The organism is Nitratidesulfovibrio sp. HK-II, assembly GCF_003402415.2.
Taxonomy (GTDB): Bacteria; Desulfobacterota; Desulfovibrionia; order Desulfovibrionales; family Desulfovibrionaceae; genus Cupidesulfovibrio.
This window is the reverse complement of the sequence record NZ_AP036014.1, coordinates 2,657,528-2,676,964: the sequence shown is the minus strand read 5'-3', so window position 1 is coordinate 2,676,964 and position 19,437 is coordinate 2,657,528. Positions and strand designations below refer to the sequence as shown.

Sequence of the window (19,437 nt, the reverse complement as noted above, 5' to 3'; positions counted from 1 at the left end):
CGGCTGTCCGGCCTTTCCCGAGAAGTACGCCGCTCCCGTGCGCATGCGCCCGAGGGGCGGCGTGCGCGTTGCCGCCCGTCATGGCCGCGTGCGCACACGGATTGTTCCACGCCGTTCTGTGCGGCGCGGGCCGGGCGCGTGTGAAGAAATGTCAGGCCGTGTACCGTGCGCCCTCGCGGCGTGGTAAGCGCATACTCCGCGCCGCCGACGTTTCCGTTGCCGCATTCAGCGCATGGGTGTAATATCCCCAGCGAATTGACCGTACGTTTTCCCCCACAGGAGATGCACATGGGCCGATTTACCGGCTTCGATGAAGTATATGCCGCGCTGTATGTGGATTTCGACAACATCTATTCACGCCTGCGTGAACAGGACGAAGATGTGGCCCGCACCTTTGCCACCAACCCCCAGCGATGGGTGAAGTGGATCGAAGGGCATGCCCTGCGCATGCTGTACGGAGACGGCGTGCGCCGCCGCATCTTGAAGCGCATCTGCTACATGAATCCGCAGTGTTTTCACGAGTTCCGCCCGTTTTTCATCCGTGCCGCCTTCCAGGTGGTGGATTGCCCGCCGCTGACCAACCAGGGCAAGACCAGCGCCGACATCCACCTGGTCATGGACTGCATGGACGCGCTGAACCACTCCACCCGCTTCGATGAGTTCATCATTCTTTCCGGCGACGCGGACTTCACGCCGCTGCTCATCCGCTTGCAGGAACATGCCCGCCGCCCGCTGGTGCTTTCCGTGGGCTACACCTCGCCCGCGTACACCGCCGCCGCCTCGTGGCGCATCCGTGAAGACTGGTTCGTGCAGCAGGCCCTGGAAGATGAACGCCCGGTGGAGGCCGCGCCCGCACCCGCCCCGTTCGTCCCGCGCGGCAACGGTGAACGGCTGGCCCGCGTGGCCGAGGTGGTGCGCCGCATCGTGGCCGATGCCCCGGCCCCCGTGGGCTTCGCCTCGCTGGCCCAGATGCTGCAGCGAGAGGTGGACCCCGGCGCGGACTGGTTCGGCTACGGCCGCCTGCGCGATCTGCTGGATGCGCTGGACCTGAAGGGGCTGGAATTCTCGCCCGTGCCGCCCGGCTTCGTGTACGATCCCGAACGCCACGAGCAGCCCGAGGAACGCGACGCCCACGACGACTTCCGCTCGCGCTACCCCGACCTGTACGACTTCGCCCTGAAGGTGCACCGCCTGACCGACATGCCCCTGCTGCGGCCCGACCATTTCCGGCAACTGCTGGGCATCATCGTGGAAGAGGTCAACGCCAACGGGTTCTTCATGACCACCACCTCGCGCAACGTGCGCGACCGGTGCGTGGAGGCGGGCCTGCCCATCGCGCGGGGCCACGTGAACTTCGTGCTGGTGGGCATAGCGCGCGGGGGCTACCCCCTCAACGAGCAGGACGGCGTGAACCTGCGCGAGGTGGGCAAGGCCTTTCTGCGCAATGCCTACGACCTGTGCCGCATGTCGCAGATCGACCTGACCAAGGCGGAACAGCAGATGCTGATGGTGTGGATACTCCCGAAGGAGTCCATGGGCGATTAGGGGGCGGCTGCCGTTGCCACTGCGGTCCTTTTGCCCCCTGCCTGCGTCAGAAGAGTTTCTTATTCCAGTCAAGTACGAGAAGAGTACGTTCCTTCCATAAAAAACTCTTCTTCCTTGGCAGGGAACAAAAATCCTCGCAGTGACAACGGTAGCCGAAAGACAAGTGTCGTGTCTGCCTGACTGCGCGTTGCAATGCATCCGCAATAACGAACCGGCTTCCCGCGAGGGGAGCCGGTTTTCTATTGGCGCAATGGCGCGGTACGGGGTGTAGGCGAGGGTGGGCAAGAGGCGCCGCTATCCGGTTTGTCTATGGTATTGCACTAAATCCATTGATAATTTGTCTTTGTGAGCATTCCGCGCGGCGTATAGGGTGGGCGCCACTACACATTACACGCGGAGGTGTTCATGCGTCAGTTGCAGGACGAGGGGCGGCGCGGATTTCTGCGCGCCTCGCTGACCGGGGTGGCGGGGATGGCCGCCGCCTCGTTGCCGGGTGCGGCACAGGCCGCGCCGTTTCCCGGCGGCAGGTTGCAGGTGTGGTCGTGCGGGGGGCTGGCGGAAGCCATGCAGCCCGCCCATGCGGAGTACGAACGGCGCAGCGGCGCGGCGGTGGTGTACACCGGGGCGTTTGCGGCGGCGCTGGGCAAGTCGCTGTTGGCCAGCGGCTCGACAGAGGTCTTTGCCGGGCGGGTGCTGGACCTTGCCAAAAAGCTGCGCGCGGCGGGCCGGATGACCTATTTCAAGCCGTTGTGTTTCACCAGCTATGTCGTGGTCACGCCCACGGGCAATCCGGGCAACGTGCGTTCCGTGGAAGACATGGCCCGCAAGGGCGTGCGGGTGGCCATGGCCCCGGAGGCCTCGCCCCCCGGCGGCGCGGCCGTCACAGGGCTGCTCAAGAAGGCGGGGTGCCTGGACGCGGTGATGGCCAACGTGGCCGACCCCGGCACCTGCGTGCAGCGCTCGGTGGAGGCGGTGGCCGCAGGCAAGGCCGACGCCATGATCGTGGAACTGCGGGTCACCCGCCTGCCCCAGTTCGCGGGCAAGCTGGACATCGTGGAGATTCCCGCCGGGTTGTTCCCGCCGCCGCCGCTCACCTTCACCGTGGGCGTCATGCAGGAGGCGCGCGACCGCGCCCTGGCCGACGATTACGTGGCCTGGATCACCTCTGCCGAAGGGCAGGCCCATTTCGAGCGGGCGGGATTCATCCCCGCCATTTCGCCGCGCGGGCAGGAACTGGTGGAAAAGCTGGGGGTGAAGGATGTCTGATGCGGGCGTGAACGCCGTGAATCCGGCGGGCAGCGGGGCACTGCCCGGTGCGGACCTTGTGGAGCTGAAGCCCCGACAGGGGGCGCGCGCCCGCGCGGTGCGGCTGTGGAACCGGGCCGCGCAGGCCGTCATGCTGGCGGTGATCGGCCAGTGGTCGTTCTACGGCATCTTTCGCTGTCCGTTCGTGGTGCCGTACATCAGTTGCCAGAACTGCCCGGTGGTGGCCTGCCACGGGCGGCTGTTCACCATGTTCTGGGGTGTGTGGGCCGGGTGGCTGGCGCTGGCGGCGCTGTTCGGCCGCGTCTTCTGCGGCTGGGCCTGCCCCGGCGGAACGGTGAACCGCCTGCTGGGCCAGTTTTCGCCGCTGCGCCTGAAGCCCGGCGGCCTTGCCGCGCGCCTGCTGCCCCTGGGCAAGTACGGCGGGCTGGCGCTGGCCCTGTGGGCCTATTTCGTGCTGGGGCAACCGCGCGTCAACGTGCCCATCCGCACCGGCGAGTTCTTTGGCGCGGTGGCCCTGACCTTCGAGCACGCCATGCCGCTGTGGCTGGTGCGCACGTGGGCGGTGCTGGGCATTCTGGCGCTGGGCGTGGCGGTGTCCGCCGCGTGGTGCCGTTTTGCCTGTCCGGCGGGCGGGGTGCTGGAGGTCGTGCGCCGCTTCGCGCCGTTCTCGGTGTACAAGACCGACGCCTGCAACGGCTGCGACAAGTGCCGCAAGGTTTGCTACATGGCCACGCGGCCCGAGGAAACCAACTGTACCAACTGCGGGGACTGCCTTGGCTCGTGCCCGCAGGACTGCATCGGCATGGGGCGGAAGCCGCGATGAGCGCGGACGGTTCGCGCCATCCGTGCTTTACCGCCGGGGCGCACGGTACGCACGCCCGCATCCACCTGCCGGTGGCGGCGGCCTGCAACATCCGTTGCGGCTACTGCGACCGGCGGCACGACTGCGTCAACGAATCGCGCCCCGGCGTGACCAGCCGCGTGCTCTCCCCGGTGGAGGCCGCGCAACTGGTGGACCGGGCCATGGCGGCGTTGCCGCACCTTTCGGTGGTGGGCATCGCCGGGCCGGGCGACCCGCTGGCGAACCCCGGCCCCACGCTGGAAACACTGGCGCTGGTGCGCAAGGCGCATCCGGGTCTGTTGCTGTGCCTGTCCACCAACGGACTGGTTCTGCCGGATCATGCGGATGCGCTGGCCGCGTTGGGCGTGGGGCACGTCACCGTGACCCTGAACGCCGTGGACCCGGCGGTGGGAGCGCACCTGTACGCCCATGTGGCCGGGGATGATGGCCGCGCGCTGCATGGCGCGGAAGGCGCGGCGCACCTGCTGGCCCGGCAGGAGGAAGGGGTGGCGCGTCTGGCGCGGGCGGGCATTGCCGTGAAGGTGAACACCGTGGTGGTGCCCGGCGTCAACGACGCCCATGTGGAGGCGGTGGCCCGGCGCGCCGCCGCGCTTGGGGCCTCGCTGATGAACTGCATCGGGCTCATCCCCGTGGCGGGCACCCCGCTGGGGCATCTGCCCGCGCCCACGCCGCAGGCCATGGAAAGGCTGCGTGCCGTGGCAGGCCGCTATCTGCCGCAGATGCGCCATTGCGCCCGCTGCCGGGCCGACGCCGCCGGGCTGCTGGGCGACGGCGGCACGTTGGGCGGGCTGGGGCTGCTGCCGGTGGAGGCGGGTGTGCCGGAAGGTCCGTCGGGCCTGCCCGGCGCGGGGCGTTGCGGAACGCGGCGCTGCGGCTGAAGGCGCACGCCGGAGGCCGTCCCCGGTGCCGATGGCCTGCACCAAGCTGAAGACAACGTGAAAAGGACGCCGTTCCTCTTGGGCGGCGTCCTTTCCTGCTTTGCGGATGATGCGGCGTGGCGGGTGCGATGGAGGCGGACAACCCGGTGGCCGCTCGCGGCACTGGAGCTCCGCGCCGACTACTTGCCCGCGCCCCAGACCTGCTCCAGCCGTTTGTCGCGGCCGCAGCCGTTCCGGTAGTAGGCGTAGCGGATGGGATTCTTGCGGTAGTAGTCCTGGTGGTAGTCCTCGGCGGGCCAGAAGGTGGAGGCGTCTTCTATGCCGGTGGCCACCGGCTTGCCCAGGCGCGCCTCAATGGCCTTCTTGCTGGCCTCGGCGGCCTCGCGCTGCGCCGCGTCGACCACGAAGATGGCCGAGCGGTATTGGCTGCCCCGGTCGCAGAACTGGCCGCCCGCGTCCAGCGGATCCACGTTGCGCCAGAAGACGTCCAACAGGGTTTCATAGCTGACTTTTGCCGGATCGTAGGTCACCCGCAGGGCTTCGGCGTGCCCGGTAAGGCCCGAGGACACCTGCTTGTAGGTGGGGGAATCCACCGCGCCGCCGGTGTAGCCGGAGGTGGTCTCCAGCACGCCGTTCAACTGGTCGAAGGGTTTTTCCATGCACCAGAAGCAGCCCCCGGCGAACACGGCCGTGGCCGTGGCGGCCTGCGGCGTTGCGGCATCCGTCTGGGCGGCGCGGGCCGTGGCGGGCAGCAGCGCGGCCGTCAGCAGCAGGGCGAAAAGGGGCAGAAGATACGCCAGGGTGGTCAATGCGGCCACGGCGGGCGCAGCGGTTTCGATGAGATGGGATGGAAACAGGGTGGACATGATGCGCACTCCCGTGCCGGTGGCGGCGCGCCGGAAGTGGCGCGCCCGTCCGGGCACCATGACAGATATAGCACGCCCGCGCCGGGAGTACAGGGGGGCGGTCCCATGTGCCTGAGTGTGTGGGTGATGCGCTGAAGGCGGCGGTTACCCCCCGGCCCAGATGTCCGCCAGTCGGGAACGGTGGTGCAGCAGGATGTCGCAGTAGTCCAGCTCCATCTCCAGCATGTCCCGGTCGCCCCGGCGCAGCCATTCCGACAGCCACCCGAAGCGCGAGGCCAGCACCATCAGCGGCAGATGGCGCAGGGTGTCCGCCGGTATCCCGGCGAGGCCGTATGATGCCACGCCCTCGCGCAGCGTGGCGGTGAACCCGGCGGCAAAGCCTCGCCCCAGGCCGGAAGGATGCTCGAACCCCACGCAGCCCATGCAGTTGGCGGCGTCGTACAGGATGGGTTGGGCTCCGGCGAATTCCCAGTCGATGACCCCGCGCAACGCGGCCAGCGGGTTCGTGGACGGCGGAATCTCGTCACCTTCTCCGCAGAGCGTCCAGATCAGGTTCAGGGGGTGGGCGTCGCCATGGGCCAGCACCACCGGCTGGGCGGCCAGCACGTCGGGCAGGGCTTCCAGCGCGTCGCGCGTTGGGTGCAGGCGGCGGGCCGCTTCGGGCATGCGGCGGGCCACGGTCTCGTGCAGCCCGGCGATGAACACGGGCAGCGGCGGCACCGGCGCGGGGGGCAGCCCGGCGGGCAGGTGGTCCCCGGCCCGGTGCAGTGCCAGCAGCAGGGCGGCCACGGCCTGGCCGCGCCAGCCATGGTCAAGGTAGTCCGGGCGCGGCGGCTCCGCGCCGGGCACGAAGGGCGAAAGCTGCCAGTAGCCGGCGTGGGGCGGCATATCCGACGCCAGCACGTAGCGCAGGATGCAGGGCCGCGCGGAATCCTCGCTGTCTGCGGAATCCGCGCCGCCTGCGGGGGCCGTAGGCCCGTCGTCCATCGGGCCATCGTCCACCGGCAGATACGCGGGTACCAGGGCGGCCAGGTCCGGGCCGGAAACGGCCGGGTCCGCCAGACGCGACAGAAGCTCGCCCATGGCTTCGCGCCGGGGTGCCTGCGCCGGGGCCAGCCGTTCCAGCATCCACAGCCGCCCGTCGTCGCCTTGCACTGCCGTGCGGGTCAGGCAGCGCTCCGGGCTGCCGGGCAGGGGGAATTCGGCGGCGATGCGGCGCGGGGTGACGCCGAAGCGGCACAGCAGGTCGAACATGAAGGCTCCGTGGCGGTTTTGGGGTGGCGGATGGCGCTGCGCGCGGCTTCGACGGCTGCGCAGGGGGGCGAGGGCGCAGTCTTTCACGGCGGGCGGCTCCCTGTCCAGATGCGCCTGTGGCCGGATGCCGGACCGCCGCTTGCGCATTGCCACGCCCGCCGGGGCAACGTAGTATCACCCCGCGTCGTTGTCCTGCATCCTGCGTCCGCCAGCCCGGCCCCCGGCCATTCCGGAGAATTCCCGCCGTGACCTTCGCCGAACTGCCCCTCGACGCCCGCCTGCTTGCCGGGGTGGAAAGCATGGGCTACCACCTGCCAACCCCCGTGCAGCGCCGGGCCATTCCGGCCGCGCTGTCCGGGCGCGACGTGCTGGCTCTGGCCGCCACGGGCACGGGCAAGACCGCCGCCTACGCGCTGCCCCTGCTGCAACGCCTGCTGGATGGCCCGCGCGGGCAGTTGCGGGGGCTGGTGGTGGTGCCCACGCGTGAACTGGCCGAGCAGATTCACGACCACATCCGGCGGCTGGGCTCCATGACCCGCCTGCGTTCCGCCACCATCTACGGCGGCGTGGGCATCATGTCCCAGACCCTGCGCCTGCGCACCGGGGTGGAGATCGTGGTGGCCTGTCCCGGCCGCCTGCTGGACCATCTGCGGCGCGGCAATCTGGATGTCTCCGCCCTTGACGTGCTGGTGCTGGACGAGGGCGATTCGCTGTTCGAACTGGGATTTCTGGCCGACGTGCGCGAACTGCTGGCCGTCGTGCCCACCGCCTGCCAGCGCATGCTGTTTTCCGCCACCCTGCCCGAGGCCGTGCGTGGCCTTGCGGGCGAGGCGCTGCGCGACCCCGCGACCGTGAGCGTGGATGCGCAAGCCCCGGCCGCCACCGTGGACCACGCGCTGTATCCGGTGCCCGCCCACCTCAAGACGCCTCTGCTCAAGGCCATCCTGCGCGCACGGCTGCTGCCCGGCGGTGCGGCGGACGCTTTTGACGACAGCGATGTGGCCGATGTTGCCGACATTCCAGGTTTTTCAGGTCTGCCCGACGGCCCCGACGAACCTGACGAACCTGACACACCGGAAACGGATGCCGTCCCCGGCGGAGACCATCCGCCCCGCCATCTTCCGCTTCTCCCCGATACGGACGATGGTCCCCTGGCCGGGGCGGTGCTGGTGTTCGTGCGCACCCGGCATGGGGCGCGCCGCCTGTGGCAGCAACTGGCCTCCACCGGGCTGCGCGTGGGGTGCCTGCAGGGCAAGCTTTCGCAGCGGCGACGCCAGGCCACGCTGGAGGGCTTTCGCACCGGGCGCTACGCCGTGCTGGTGGCCACCGACGTTGCCGCGCGCGGGCTGGACATTTCGCGGGTGACCCACGTGGTGAACTACGACGTGCCCGCCACGGCCGACGCCTACATCCACCGTATCGGCCGCACCGGCCGCGCGGCCCGCGCGGGCACGGCCATGACCCTGGTGGCCCCCGGCGACGAGGCGGCGGTGCGTCACATCGAGCGCGCTCTGGGCGGCCCGGTGACCCGCTGCCGTTTCGAGGGCTTCGACTACGGCGCGGCAGCGCGCAGCCCGGAAGGGGCGCGTCCGGCATTGCCGCCCCGGCAGGCCCGCCTGCCCGGCGGGCGCAAGCCGCAACTGCAACCCACGGAGCCGCAGGAGGCCCCGCGCAAGCCCGGCCGTCCCCGCCCGGCGCGCCATGCCGTGCCCCCGGCAGCCCAGGGCGGCGCACAGCAGCCGCAGGGACAGCAGGCGGCCAAGCCCGCCAGGCCGCAGGGCACGCCCGCCACTCCCGGACATGCCGAAGCGGCCCCACGGGGCAGGTCCGGTCGCGATGCTTCCGGGCGCGGCACTTCCGGCGGTTCCGGCCCCGAATCCGCAGGCTGACCGAGTGCGCCCGGCGGCTTGAAGCGGAACCCACCCTTTGCTACACCCTGTGTCCCCGTGGGGCGCATTCGGCACGCCCGCGCCATGCATGGCGCGGCGCCGTGTTCCCGGGGGCACATTTCATTCCGGAGGTACGCATGCCCTCGTTCGACGTGGTCAACAAGGTAGAGATGCAGGAACTCGACAACGCCGTGAACAACGTGAAGAAAGAAGTGGAAACCCGCTACGACTTCCGCAACACGGTCACCGAAATCGACCTGCATCGTGGCGACAAGCGCATCCATCTGGTGGCGGGCGACGAAATGAAGATGCGTGCCCTGCAGGACATGCTGCAAGCCCACTGCATCCGCCGCAAGGTCGATCCCAAGTGCCTTGAGTTCAAGGACATCGAGCCCACCTCCAAAGGCCAGGTCAAGCGCGACGTGGTGATTCAGGAAGGCATCGCCAAGGACGTCGCGCAAAAGATCGTCAAGAAGATCAAGGACTCGAAGCTGAAGGTGCAGGCCGCCATCCAGGACGACCAGGTGCGCGTCACCGGCAAGAAGATCGACGACCTTCAGGAAGTCATCCAGTTGCTGCGGGGGGAGGAGTTGGGCATTCCCCTTCAGTTCGTCAACATGAAAGCCTAGCGCATCGGGCCTTTTGCCCGATGGCTGCGTCAGACGGCGCGTGCGCTGCGGTCACGTACGATAAGAGTACGCTCCCTTCGCGCAACGCGCCGTCTTCCTTGCCCTCGGGACAAAATTCCCGGATGCGCGTGGGCGGTGCTCGGGGGCGGCCTGCGGCTGTAACGCGACGGCCTTCCCCGCTGGCTGCGTTGCGGCACGCCACGGCTTCCTTGCCGTGGCGCTGCTACGCCGTCGTCGTCGTGGCGCACCGCGCCTTGCCTTCGGGGCCGCCGCCGCGTTTCGCCATCGCAGGCCGCCCCCTCGCCCCGCCCGGTGCGAAGGCGGAGGGGGCGCGGGATCGGGAAGACGGAAGACAGTGGCCGGTTGAATCTTCCCTGATAGTGCCTGCCGGTCGAGGGCGTGGTCGCGCTGCTCGTAAACCAAAAGCAAACGCCCGGACATTTCGCGTGTCCGGGCGTTTGCTTTTGGTGTTCGGCTGTCGCCGGGCCGTGTTGCGCCGCTTGTCCGGCGAAACCGTTCGGCCTGTCCAACCTGTACTGTCGCCTATCCGGCGCGTCCTTCGCGCACTGCGGCGGCGAAGGTTTCAAGGTCGTTGGGCTGGCCCGGGGCGTAGTCCTCCGGGTAGAGCAGGGCGGACATGTAGAACACGGAGTCGATGCGCAGGGCGTTGGATGCGCTGGATGCGAAGCGGGACAGCCGGTCGGCGATGGCGTCGCGCTCGTGCCCCTCGAACTGGGGCAGCAGGTCGCGGGCGCGGTCGGGCAGCGAGGTCAGCAGTTGCGCCTTGCGGCGCATGAGGTCGCGGTAGGCGTCCTGATCCTCGTTCTTGTGCAGAGCCTGTTCGGCCTCGCGCTCGATGTCGCGCACGGCGGTGGCCATTTCGTCGAGCCAGTGTCCAAGGGCTTCGCGTCCCTTGCGGGCGTCGGGTTCGGTGGCGGGCATGGGTGGCTCCTCCTGTATTGTCCTAGTACCCCCGCGTGGCTCCGGGCGCAAGCGTGGCGGCGGTGCTGGACGCCGCCGGGGCAGCGGGGCCGCCCGACATGCGGGTGTCGCGGCGCGCACGCAACGAACCCGCGAAGAACGGGGGAGGAGCGTGTTCGCCTCGCCCCCGTGGTGTTGATGGCGGTTCCTGGTGTTGGCGTTCCTGCTGGCGTGGTTCCTGCGGATGCCGTTTCCGCCGGGCGGTACTGAAGAGTAACGGTGCCAGGCAGAAGCCCCGCGTAGGTCAGCGCCGCAGTTCCCGCAGGCGGCCCGTGGCGGTCTTTCCCGACGACAGTTGCATGTCGTGGGCCTCACGCTGGTAGGATGCGCTCTTGAAGAAGTCGCACTTGGCGCAGTTGCCGATCTTCTTGGCGAAGGTTTCCTGTATGCTGCCGCCGCAGAAGGTGCCGGTAACCCCCGCGCAGCTGAAGCCGTGGTCGGGCCAGGCGGGACAGACGCCCATTTCCTTTTCCTTGGGGCCGCCCTTTTCGCGGCCGCATTTCTTGAATTCCCAGCAGGGCACGGCCTTGCCCGCCGCGTCGGCGCCATTGCCGTCGGCGTCGTCGTGCGTGATGCGCGCCACGGTGCGCGACAGGTCGCTGGAACGCCCGGCCAGGCTGAAGATGTCCTGCGCGGCGTGGTTCATCATTTCCATGGTGCGCCCGGCAATGCCGGTAATGGCCTCCACCGCGCGGTTGATCTCGGCGGATGTGGCCGACTGCTGCTCTGCGGCGGTGGCGATGGACTGCACCTGGATGCTGGTGTTGTCGGTAAGGGCAAGGATTTCCGAGAGCGCCGCGCCGGAATCCTGCGCGCGGCGCGCGGCCTCGTTGACGGCGGAACGGGCACCGTCCATCTCGCGGGCTGCGGCGCGCGAACTCTGCTGGATGCCGGTGATCACCTCGCTCACCTCTCGGGTGGCGTTCATGGTCTTTTCGGCCAGCTTGCGCACCTCGTCGGCGACGACGGCAAAGCCGCGCCCGGCGTCACCGGCGCGGGCCGCCTCGATGGCGGCGTTCAGCGCCAGCAGGTTGGTCTGGTCGGCGATGTCGCTGATGACGTTCATCACCTGCCCGATATTGCCCGCCTGCGCGTCCAGCGCGCCCACGCGCTCGGCAAGCTGGCCGATGACGCGCTCCACCCCGTCGATGTGGTCCACAAGCTCGTTCACCTGGCGCGCGCCGTCCATGCTGCGGCGGCGGGTTTCCGCGGCCTGGTCGGCGGCGTGCGCGGCGTTGCGCGCCACCTCGACCACCGTGGCGTTCATCTGTTCCATGGCGGTGGCGGTCTCGGCCGTGCGTTCCTGCTGGCTGTTCGCGCCCGCGTTGGCCTCCTGGATCAGGGCGGCCAGATCTTCGGCGGCGCGGCTCACCTCATCGGCCGCCGACATGGACGTGGCGGCAAAGCGTTCGATGCGCGACGAAGTGCTGGCCAGCGTACACTGCGCGGCGCGCAGCGCGGTCATGTCGCGCAGCAGCACGAAGCTGCCGTGGGCGCGGCCCGCCGCATCGGTGATGGGCCGGGCGGACAGCGCGAGATGGATCAGGCAGGGCGGCGCGCCCTTGTCCGCGTCTTTGCTTGGGGCCGTGCCGCAGGCCAGGGTAAGCGCGATTTCGCCTTTGACGGCGCGGCCCTCGCGGATCTGGCGCAGCAGTTCCGCGCCGTTGGCGTCGGCGGGGGCGGCGCGCAGACCCAGCGATTCGGGCGTGGCGGGCAGGGCGGCCGGGGGCGCACCCGTATCGAGCAGGGCCAGCAGGGCCGGAGAGGCGCAGGAGACCGTGCCCTTGGCGTCCAGCAGCAGGTAGGGGGCTGCCCCGTCCGTGGCATCAAGCGCTTCCAGCATGGCCTGCCCGGCGGCGGCGCTGCGCAGCGCCTCGTCGCGCAAGGCCGAGATGGCCGCCGCCGCTTCGCCAAGGGCGTCCGGCGTCCGGGGCGTATCGGCCCCCTTCAGGGCCGCGTCGTGCAGCATCCGCGCGTCGGCGGCCTGTCCGCGCAGGCGGCACAGCAGCACGCCCATTGTGGCGATGCATGCAACGATCACTGTCGCAACGCCGTGCGATGCCGAAAACGTGCCTTCGAAAAGCGGTGAAAGGGCAGCCACCCCGGCTGCGAGAACTCCGGTGCCCACGGCGCAGGACAGTGTTTGTGGCGAAATGTGGCGCATATGTACCCCAGGGGATTGTGGCGTGTGCGCCATTTCCCATGGCGCTTGCTGCGGCGATAGTGCTGCATCTATCGTTTGCCGTGCACGCCTGTCAATGTTAGCAGGTACTTACGAAAGAAGTGCTGTTCCGAGGTAAGGTTCCGGTATCGTGACATTTTGTGGACTTTTTTTGTCCGACTTGCCCGCAGGCCGGTTGCGGGCTAAACTGATTGATTGAACGCAACATTTTTTCCTGAAACGCGGTTTTTCGGCACTGTTGCGTGATTCCCCGCACGGTTGTTCGGTTTTTTAAGGACAATATTTTTAACAGGATACATGCATGGCTCTGCTCGGCATACAGGACGTCACGCTCAACCTCGGCACCGGCAAATTGCTGGACGGGGCCACCCTGCACGTGGAGCAGGGCGAACGCATCTGCCTCGTGGGGCGCAACGGGGCGGGCAAGTCGACGCTGTTGCGGCTCATGGCAGGGGACGTGCGCCCCGACGCGGGCGAGATCACCCGCGCGCCGGGCACGCGCTTTGGCTGCATGCCGCAAGAGGTGCCCACGGAACTTTCCGGCCCGGTGTTCGGCATCGTGGCGGGGGGGCTGGGGGCAGAGGGCGAGGCGCTGGCCGCGTTCCACGTGCTGGAGGCCGCGCGCGAGGCGGGAAACCCCGTGGACGAGGCCGCCCTGGCGGCGGCCCGGCGCGGCCTGGAATCGGGCGAGGGGTGGGAGCATTACGGCGATGTGCTGTCCGTATGCAATCACTTGCGGCTGGACCCGGAGCGCGAGTTCGCCACCCTGTCCGGCGGGCGCAAGCGCCGCGTGCTGCTGGCCCGCGCGCTGGTGGCCTCGCAGGACCTTTTGCTGGACGAACCCACCAACCATATAGACATCGACACCATCGCCTGGCTGGAAGACTATCTGCTGCGCCGCGCGCGCACGCTGGTGTTCGTTTCGCACGACCGGGCCTTCGTGCGCCGTCTTGCCACCCGCATCGTGGAGGTGGACCGGGGCAAGCTGCATTCCTACGCCTGCGGGTACGACCAGTATCAGGAGCAGCGCGAGGCCCGGCTGGAGAACGAAGAGCGCCAGTTCGCCCTGTTCGACAAGAAGCTGGCCCAGGAAGAGGTGTGGGTGCGCCAGGGCATCAAGGCCCGGCGCACGCGCAACATGGGCCGGGTGCGTGCCCTGTACGCCCTGCGCGAGGAACGCGCCCGCCGCCGCGAACGGCAGGGCGGGGTGGCCATGCTGGCGCAGGAGGCGGAACGCTCCGGCAAGCTGGTCATCGAGGCGCGCAACGTGTGCTTCGCCCACGAGAACGCCAAGTCGGTGCTGCGCGATTTTTCCGCGCTCATCCAGCGCGGCGACCGGGTGGGACTCATCGGACCCAACGGCTCGGGCAAGACCACCCTGCTGCGCCTGCTGCTGGGCCAGCTTACCCCCCATTCCGGCGAGGTGCGTCACGGCACCCGGCTGGAGATCGCCTATTTCGACCAGTTGCGTTCGGCCCTGGACGGCGAGAAATCGGTCATGGACAACGTGGCCGAAGGCGCGGACACCATAGAGGTCAACGGCAACCGCCGCCATGTGGCCGGGTACCTGCGGGACTTCCTGTTCGAGCCGGACAGGTTGCGCCTGCCCGCCAAGGTGCTGTCCGGCGGCGAGCGCAACCGCCTGCTGCTGGCCAAGCTGTTCACCCGGCCTTCCAACCTGCTGGTGCTGGACGAACCCACCAACGACCTGGACGTGGAAACGCTGGACCTGCTGGAGGAACTGCTGGCCGAATACCAGGGCACCGTGCTGCTGGTGAGCCACGACCGCGCCTTTCTGGACGACGTGGTGACCAGCACCCTGGCCTTCGATGACGACGGCAACGTGCGCGAGTACGTGGGCGGCTACACCGACTGGCTGCGCCAGCGCCCGAAGCCCTCGGAGGATGCGGCCAAGGCGGGGGGCGCGCCCGGCAAGGCCGATCCGGTCCAACTGGGCCAGTCTGGCCAAACCGGCAGCAATGACCCCGGCAATGGCCAGATTCGCAAGCTGACCTTCAAGGAACAGCGCGAACTGGCCGGGCTGCGCGAGGAACTGGCGGCCCTGCCCGGCAACCTCGACGCGCTGGAGCAGGAGCAGGCCACGCTGGAGGAGCGGCTTGCCGAGCCGGACTTCTTCACCACAGATCCGGAAGGCTTCAGCGCCGCCGCCGCGCGGGTCACCGCGCTGGAAGGCGAGCAGACCGCCCTGCTGGAGCGCTGGGAACTGGTGGAGGCCCGCATCGCGGAGCTTGCGCGGTTCCGCGAATAACCGGCGCGGCATGATATTTCGGGGACGCCCGCGCCAGTTCGTCTGGACACGCGGCGTCCCCGTTCCTATGTGCACGGTCCGTCGCGGCGCGCAGCATGCCCGCGGGTCCCGCTTTTTCACACCCCCGAGACATTCGCCCGTCGGCCGGGCAGCGCCCGGCCCGAAAGGATATCGCCATGCCCGACAGCATTTCGTCGCATACCCACCCGCATCAGCCCGCACCCAACCCCGTGGCCCTGCTGCCGCTGGCGCTGTTCCTGGCGCTGTTCATCGGCGCGGGGCTGACTCTTGGCGCGACCGGAACGGAGATGGCCTTCTACCAGCTCTCCCCGGCGGTGGCCATTCTGCCCGCCATCGCCCTGGCCCTGGCCCTGCGCGAGAAGGACGCGGCCACGGCCGCCCGGCCCGGCGGCCTGACCCGGCGGGTGAACATCTTCCTGTCCGGCGCGGGCGAGATCAACATCGTCACCATGTGCGTCATCTACCTGCTTGCCGGGGGCTTCGCCTCGGTGGCCTCGGCCATCGGCGGGGTGGAGTCCACTGTGAACCTGGGTCTGTCGCTGGTGCCGTCCCGTCTGGTGCTGCCGGGGCTGTTCGTCATTTCCGCCTTCGTGGCCACGGCCATGGGCACCTCCATGGGCACCATCGCCGCCGTGGGGCCCATCGCGGCGGGCGTGGCCGGGCAGACCGGCATGGATGGGGCGCTGCTCATGGGCGCGGTGGTGGGCGGGGCCATGTTCGGCGACAACCTGTCCATGATTTCCGACACCACCATCGCCGCCACGCGCACCCAGGGCTGCGACATGCGCGACAAGTTCCGCATGAACTTCGCCATCGCCCTGCCCGCCGCGCTGGCGGCGGTGGCCGTGTTCTGGCTGGCGGGCGACGCGGGCCGCGCCGCCGCGCCCGGCGGCTATCGCATGGTCACGGTGCTGCCCTACGTGGCCATTCTGGTCATGGCGCTGGCGGGCATGAACGTGTTCGCCGTGCTGTTCGCGGGCATTGCCATGGCGGGCGGGGTGGGCATGGCCGTGGTGGATGGCTACACCCCGCTGAAATTCGCCCAGGACATTTACAAGGGCTTCACCAGCATGCACGAGATTCTCGTGCTGTCCATGCTCATGGGCGGGCTTGGCGAACTCATCCGCTATCACGGCGGGGTGGCCTGGCTGCTGGCCGCCGTGCGCCGGTTCACCGACAGGCCGGGCCGACGGGACGGGGCCGCCACCCGCACCGGCGAGGCGGGCATTTCCGGCCTGGTGGCCGTGGCGGACATGTGCACCGCCAACAACACCGTGGCCATCATTCTTACCGGCGGCATGGCCCGAGAAATCGCTGCCACCTCCGGCGTGGACCCGCGCCGCAGCGCCAGCCTGCTGGACATCTTCTCGTGCGTGGTGCAGGGGCTGGCCCCGCACGCGGCCCAGGTGCTGCTGGCCGGGTCCATAGCGGGCATCTCGCCCGTGGCGGTGCTGTCGGCCAACTATTACTGCCTGCTGCTGGGCGCGGCTGGGGTGCTGGCCATCCTCACCGGGGTGCCGCGCGTGCCCCGCACGGCCCGGCCTGCATAGCCGGGTCGTCTGAACGGGGGGCTGGCAGTGCTCCGAGCTGTGCGCGCAACCTGCTGAATTTGCAGCACGGCAAAAGAAAATGCAAAAAAATGCACACCACCCCCTTTTCAAGCGCGGCAGCTGCCTTATTATCCAACGCGGTTGGCATGCACCGCCTTCGCGTCAGCGGATGCGGGTGTGCAGCCGCACTCGGCGGTCGGGACGAACCTCGGGTTCGGAACGATATCTGCCAAGAAAGCCACGATACATCGGGCGAGACGAATTTCGCCCCCCGCCATGCGGCGGGAGGGCGCGCGCGTGACGCAGTCATGACGCGCGGCGAGATGACCGCCCTTGCCTTTGGCACTCGCAGGCCGCGAGTGCCAAAGACGGGACAAACAGCGATCACCTAAAGTTGGAGGACTAGTTGTCATGAATCTGAAGCCTTTGAATGACCGCGTTCTGGTGAAGCGCCTCGAATCCGAAGAAAAGACCGCCGGCGGCCTCTTCATCCCCGATACCGCCAAGGAAAAGCCCTCGCGCGGCGAAGTTGTCGCCGCCGGTCCCGGCAAGGTCGCGGAAGACGGCAAGCTCATCGCCATGGCTGTCAAGAAGGGCGACCTGGTGCTGTTCAGCAAGTACGCTGGCACCGAGATCAAGCTTGACGGCGTCGAGCACCTCGTCATGCGCGAAGACGACATTCTCGCCATCATCGAATAACGCCCCGCGAACTCACGCACTTACTCCCGAGGAGGATGAATACAATGGCTTCCAAGGAAATCCTGTTCGACGTCAAGGCCCGCGAAAAGCTTTCCCGCGGCGTGGACAAGCTCGCCAACGCCGTGAAGGTGACCCTGGGCCCCAAGGGCCGCAACGTGGTCATCGAGAAGTCTTTCGGCTCGCCCGTCATCACCAAGGACGGCGTGACCGTGGCCAAGGAAATCGAACTCGAGGACAAGTTCGAGAACATGGGCGCGCAGATGGTCAAGGAAGTCGCTTCCAAGACCAGCGACATCGCCGGTGACGGCACCACCACCGCCACCATCCTGGCCCAGGCCATCTACCGCGAAGGCGTGAAGCTCGTGGCCGCCGGCCGCAGCCCCATGGCCATCAAGCGCGGCATCGACAAGGCCGTGGAAAAGCTGGTCAAGGAACTTGGCACCCTGGCCAAGCCCACCCGCGACCAGAAGGAAATCGCCCAGATCGGCACCATTTCCGCCAACTCCGACACCACCATCGGCAACATCATCGCCGAGGCCATGGCCAAGGTGGGCAAGGAAGGCGTCATCACCGTCGAGGAAGCCAAGGGTCTTGAAACCACCCTCGAAGTGGTCGAAGGCATGCAGTTCGACCGTGGCTACCTGTCGCCCTACTTCGTGACCGATCCTGAAAAGATGGTCTGCGAACTCGACGAGCCCTTCATTCTCTGCAACGAGAAGAAGATCTCCAGCATGAAGGACATGCTGCCCGTTCTCGAACAGGTGGCCAAGATGAACCGTCCGCTGGTGATCATCGCCGAAGACGTGGAAGGCGAAGCCCTGGCCACCCTGGTGGTCAACAAGCTGCGCGGCACCCTGCAGGTCGTGGCCGTGAAGGCCCCCGGCTTCGGCGACCGCCGCAAGGCCATGCTGCAGGACATCGCCGTCCTGACCGGCGGCACCGTGGTGTCCGAAGACATGGGCGTGAAGCTTGAAAGCATCTCCGTGGCCGACCTTGGCACCGCCAAGCGCGTGGTGGTGGACAAGGAAAACACCACCATCGTCGACGGCGCCGGCAAGTCCGACGACATCAAGGCGCGCGTGAAGCAGATCCGCGCCCAGATCGACGAAACCACCTCCGACTACGACCGCGAAAAGCTGCAGGAACGCCTGGCCAAGCTGGTGGGCGGCGTGGCCGTGATCAACGTGGGCGCCGCGACCGAAACCGAAATGAAGGAAAAGAAGGACCGCGTCGAGGACGCCCTGAACGCCACCCGCGCCGCGGTGGAAGAAGGCATCGTCCCCGGCGGCGGCACCGCCTACATCCGCGTTTGCAAGGTGCTGGACGACGTGAAGCCCGCCGATGACGACGAAGCCGCCGGCGTGAACATCATCCGCCGCGCCATCGAAGAACCGCTGCGCCAGATCTCCAGCAACGCGGGCTACGAAGGTTCCATCGTTGTCGAGAAGGTGCGCGAAGGCAAGGACGGCTTCGGCTTCAACGCCGCGTCCGGCGACTTCGAAGACCTGATCAAGGCCGGCGTCATCGACCCCAAGAAGGTCACCCGCATCGCCCTGCAGAACGCGGCCTCCGTGGCCTCGCTGCTGCTGACCACCGAATGCGCCATTGCCGAAAAGCCCGAAGCCAAGAAGGACATGCCCATGCCCGGTGGCGGCATGGGCGGCATGGGCGGCATGGGCGGCATGTACTAGGCCGAAAGGCTCGTACAGCCCGCGCAACATCGCACGTGACTGTGGGCCGGAACCTTCGGGTTCCGGCCCTTTCCGTTTGTCCGGGGGCGGGTAGGCAGGGCGGGACGGGGCGGAGAGGAGGAGCCGTTGGCGTGGGCCGGGCCTGCCCCTTACGGCGTCATGCGGGCCTTTCCGACTTGACGCGGCCACGCGGTACGGGCACCACGGGGCAGGAGAGGAACCATGGTGAAAGCGAAACACGCGGGCGCGGATGGCGCGCCGCACGCCCCCGGCCCCGCGCCCGACAGGGCGTTGCTGCCCGACAAGGCATTGCTGTTGGACTGGGGCGGCACCCTGATGCGGGTCATGCCCCGCTGGATGGGGGCGGAGCACGGCTGGACGGACGAGCAGCCCATGCCCCATGCGGGCGAGGTGCTGTGTTCGCTGGCCGCCAGTTGGCGGCTGGCGCTGGCCTCCAACGCCTCGGAATCTGACGCGGACCCCATCCGGGCCGCCCTTGCCCCCATGGGGGTGGGGCCGTTGCTGGCCGGGGTGTACACGTGGCGTTCCGCGGGTGCGCCCAAGCCCTGGCCTCCGTTCTGGGCGCATGTGCTGCGCGACCTGGGCCTGCCCGCCCACCGGGTGGTGATGATCGGCGACGACTGGACCGGCGACGTGTGGGGTGCCACCCAGGCAGGGATGTTCGGCATCTGGTTCGACCCGCCGCGAAACGGACATGCGCGCGAGGCGCGCAGCACCCCCCGCGTGCGCACCATGCGCGATTTCCGCGAACTGCCCGGCCTGCTGGCCGAACTGGGGTTTGCGGACTAGCCCGGCAAGGCTCCATGTCTTGCGGGCCACACGCGCCCTTGGCTG

15 protein-coding genes are annotated in these 19,437 nt (G+C 68.5%); 11 read left to right on the top strand and 4 right to left on the bottom strand.

Annotated elements, in window-relative coordinates:
- Positions 1-288 precede the first annotated feature (288 nt).
- The 4 genes from RVX_RS11170 to RVX_RS11155 all read left to right on the top strand — a co-directional run bounded on the left by RVX_RS11170 (position 289) and on the right by RVX_RS11155 (position 4,551).
- A complete protein-coding gene (locus RVX_RS11170; RefSeq protein WP_116305919.1) occupies positions 289-1,545 on the top strand; it encodes an NYN domain-containing protein in 1,257 nt (418 codons plus the stop codon).
- A 405-nt stretch (positions 1,546-1,950) separates the two neighbouring features.
- Entirely contained in the window at positions 1,951-2,811 is an 861-nt protein-coding gene (locus tag RVX_RS11165) for a substrate-binding domain-containing protein (RefSeq protein WP_116305918.1), read from the top strand.
- Positions 2,804-3,634, top strand: a complete 831-nt coding sequence (locus RVX_RS11160; RefSeq protein ID WP_116305917.1) for a 4Fe-4S binding protein — start codon at positions 2,804-2,806, stop codon at positions 3,632-3,634. Before RVX_RS11165 ends, RVX_RS11160 begins: the two co-directional genes overlap by 8 nt.
- Complete coding sequence (locus RVX_RS11155; protein WP_116305916.1) at positions 3,631-4,551, top strand: radical SAM protein; 921 nt, start codon at positions 3,631-3,633, stop codon at positions 4,549-4,551. The genes RVX_RS11160 and RVX_RS11155 overlap by 4 nt, the downstream gene beginning before the upstream one ends.
- 179 nt (positions 4,552-4,730) lie before the next feature.
- Here RVX_RS11155 and msrA read toward each other — a convergent pair whose 3' ends face one another.
- Both msrA and RVX_RS11145 read right to left on the bottom strand, forming a co-directional pair.
- Complete coding sequence (gene msrA, locus RVX_RS11150) at positions 4,731-5,417, bottom strand: peptide-methionine (S)-S-oxide reductase MsrA (protein ID WP_230404566.1); 687 nt, start codon at positions 5,415-5,417, stop codon at positions 4,731-4,733.
- Between the two features lie 144 nt (positions 5,418-5,561).
- Positions 5,562-6,671 carry a phosphotransferase family protein gene (locus RVX_RS11145; RefSeq protein WP_116305914.1) on the bottom strand — a complete coding sequence of 370 codons (1,110 nt, stop codon included), beginning with the start codon at positions 6,669-6,671 and terminating at the stop codon, positions 5,562-5,564.
- A 245-nt stretch (positions 6,672-6,916) separates the two neighbouring features.
- Between RVX_RS11145 and RVX_RS11140 the strand changes: the two genes are divergently transcribed.
- Positions 6,917-8,560, top strand: a complete 1,644-nt coding sequence (locus tag RVX_RS11140) for a DEAD/DEAH box helicase (protein WP_116305913.1) — start codon at positions 6,917-6,919, stop codon at positions 8,558-8,560.
- A gap of 137 nt (positions 8,561-8,697) precedes the next feature.
- Complete coding sequence (locus RVX_RS11135) at positions 8,698-9,189, top strand: YajQ family cyclic di-GMP-binding protein (protein ID WP_116305912.1); 492 nt, start codon at positions 8,698-8,700, stop codon at positions 9,187-9,189.
- A 543-nt stretch (positions 9,190-9,732) separates the two neighbouring features.
- Here the strand turns inward: RVX_RS11135 and RVX_RS11130 are convergent.
- Positions 9,733-10,131: a hypothetical protein gene (locus RVX_RS11130; RefSeq protein WP_116305911.1), complete on the bottom strand. Its 399-nt coding sequence runs from the start codon at positions 10,129-10,131 to the stop codon at positions 9,733-9,735.
- Positions 10,132-10,414: 283 nt separating this feature from the next.
- A complete protein-coding gene (locus tag RVX_RS11125) occupies positions 10,415-12,211 on the bottom strand; it encodes a methyl-accepting chemotaxis protein (RefSeq protein ID WP_230404564.1) in 1,797 nt (598 codons plus the stop codon).
- Between the two features lie 442 nt (positions 12,212-12,653).
- Here RVX_RS11125 and RVX_RS11120 point away from each other — a divergent pair, with 442 nt between their 5' ends.
- The 5 genes from RVX_RS11120 to RVX_RS11100 all read left to right on the top strand — a co-directional run bounded on the left by RVX_RS11120 (position 12,654) and on the right by RVX_RS11100 (position 19,392).
- Positions 12,654-14,621 carry an ATP-binding cassette domain-containing protein gene (locus tag RVX_RS11120; RefSeq protein WP_116305910.1) on the top strand — a complete coding sequence of 656 codons (1,968 nt, stop codon included), beginning with the start codon at positions 12,654-12,656 and terminating at the stop codon, positions 14,619-14,621.
- Positions 14,622-14,797: 176 nt separating this feature from the next.
- Positions 14,798-16,192 (top strand): Na+/H+ antiporter NhaC family protein, encoded by a 1,395-nt coding sequence (locus tag RVX_RS11115; protein ID WP_116305909.1) that lies wholly within the window; start codon positions 14,798-14,800, stop codon positions 16,190-16,192.
- Between the two features lie 411 nt (positions 16,193-16,603).
- Complete coding sequence (gene groES / locus RVX_RS11110) at positions 16,604-16,891, top strand: co-chaperone GroES (RefSeq protein WP_043610017.1); 288 nt, start codon at positions 16,604-16,606, stop codon at positions 16,889-16,891.
- 44 nt (positions 16,892-16,935) lie between these two features.
- Positions 16,936-18,582 (top strand): chaperonin GroEL, encoded by a 1,647-nt coding sequence (groL, locus tag RVX_RS11105; RefSeq protein WP_116305908.1) that lies wholly within the window; start codon positions 16,936-16,938, stop codon positions 18,580-18,582.
- A 222-nt stretch (positions 18,583-18,804) separates the two neighbouring features.
- A complete protein-coding gene (locus tag RVX_RS11100) occupies positions 18,805-19,392 on the top strand; it encodes an HAD family hydrolase (RefSeq protein WP_116305907.1) in 588 nt (195 codons plus the stop codon).
- Positions 19,393-19,437: the final 45 nt, after the last annotated feature.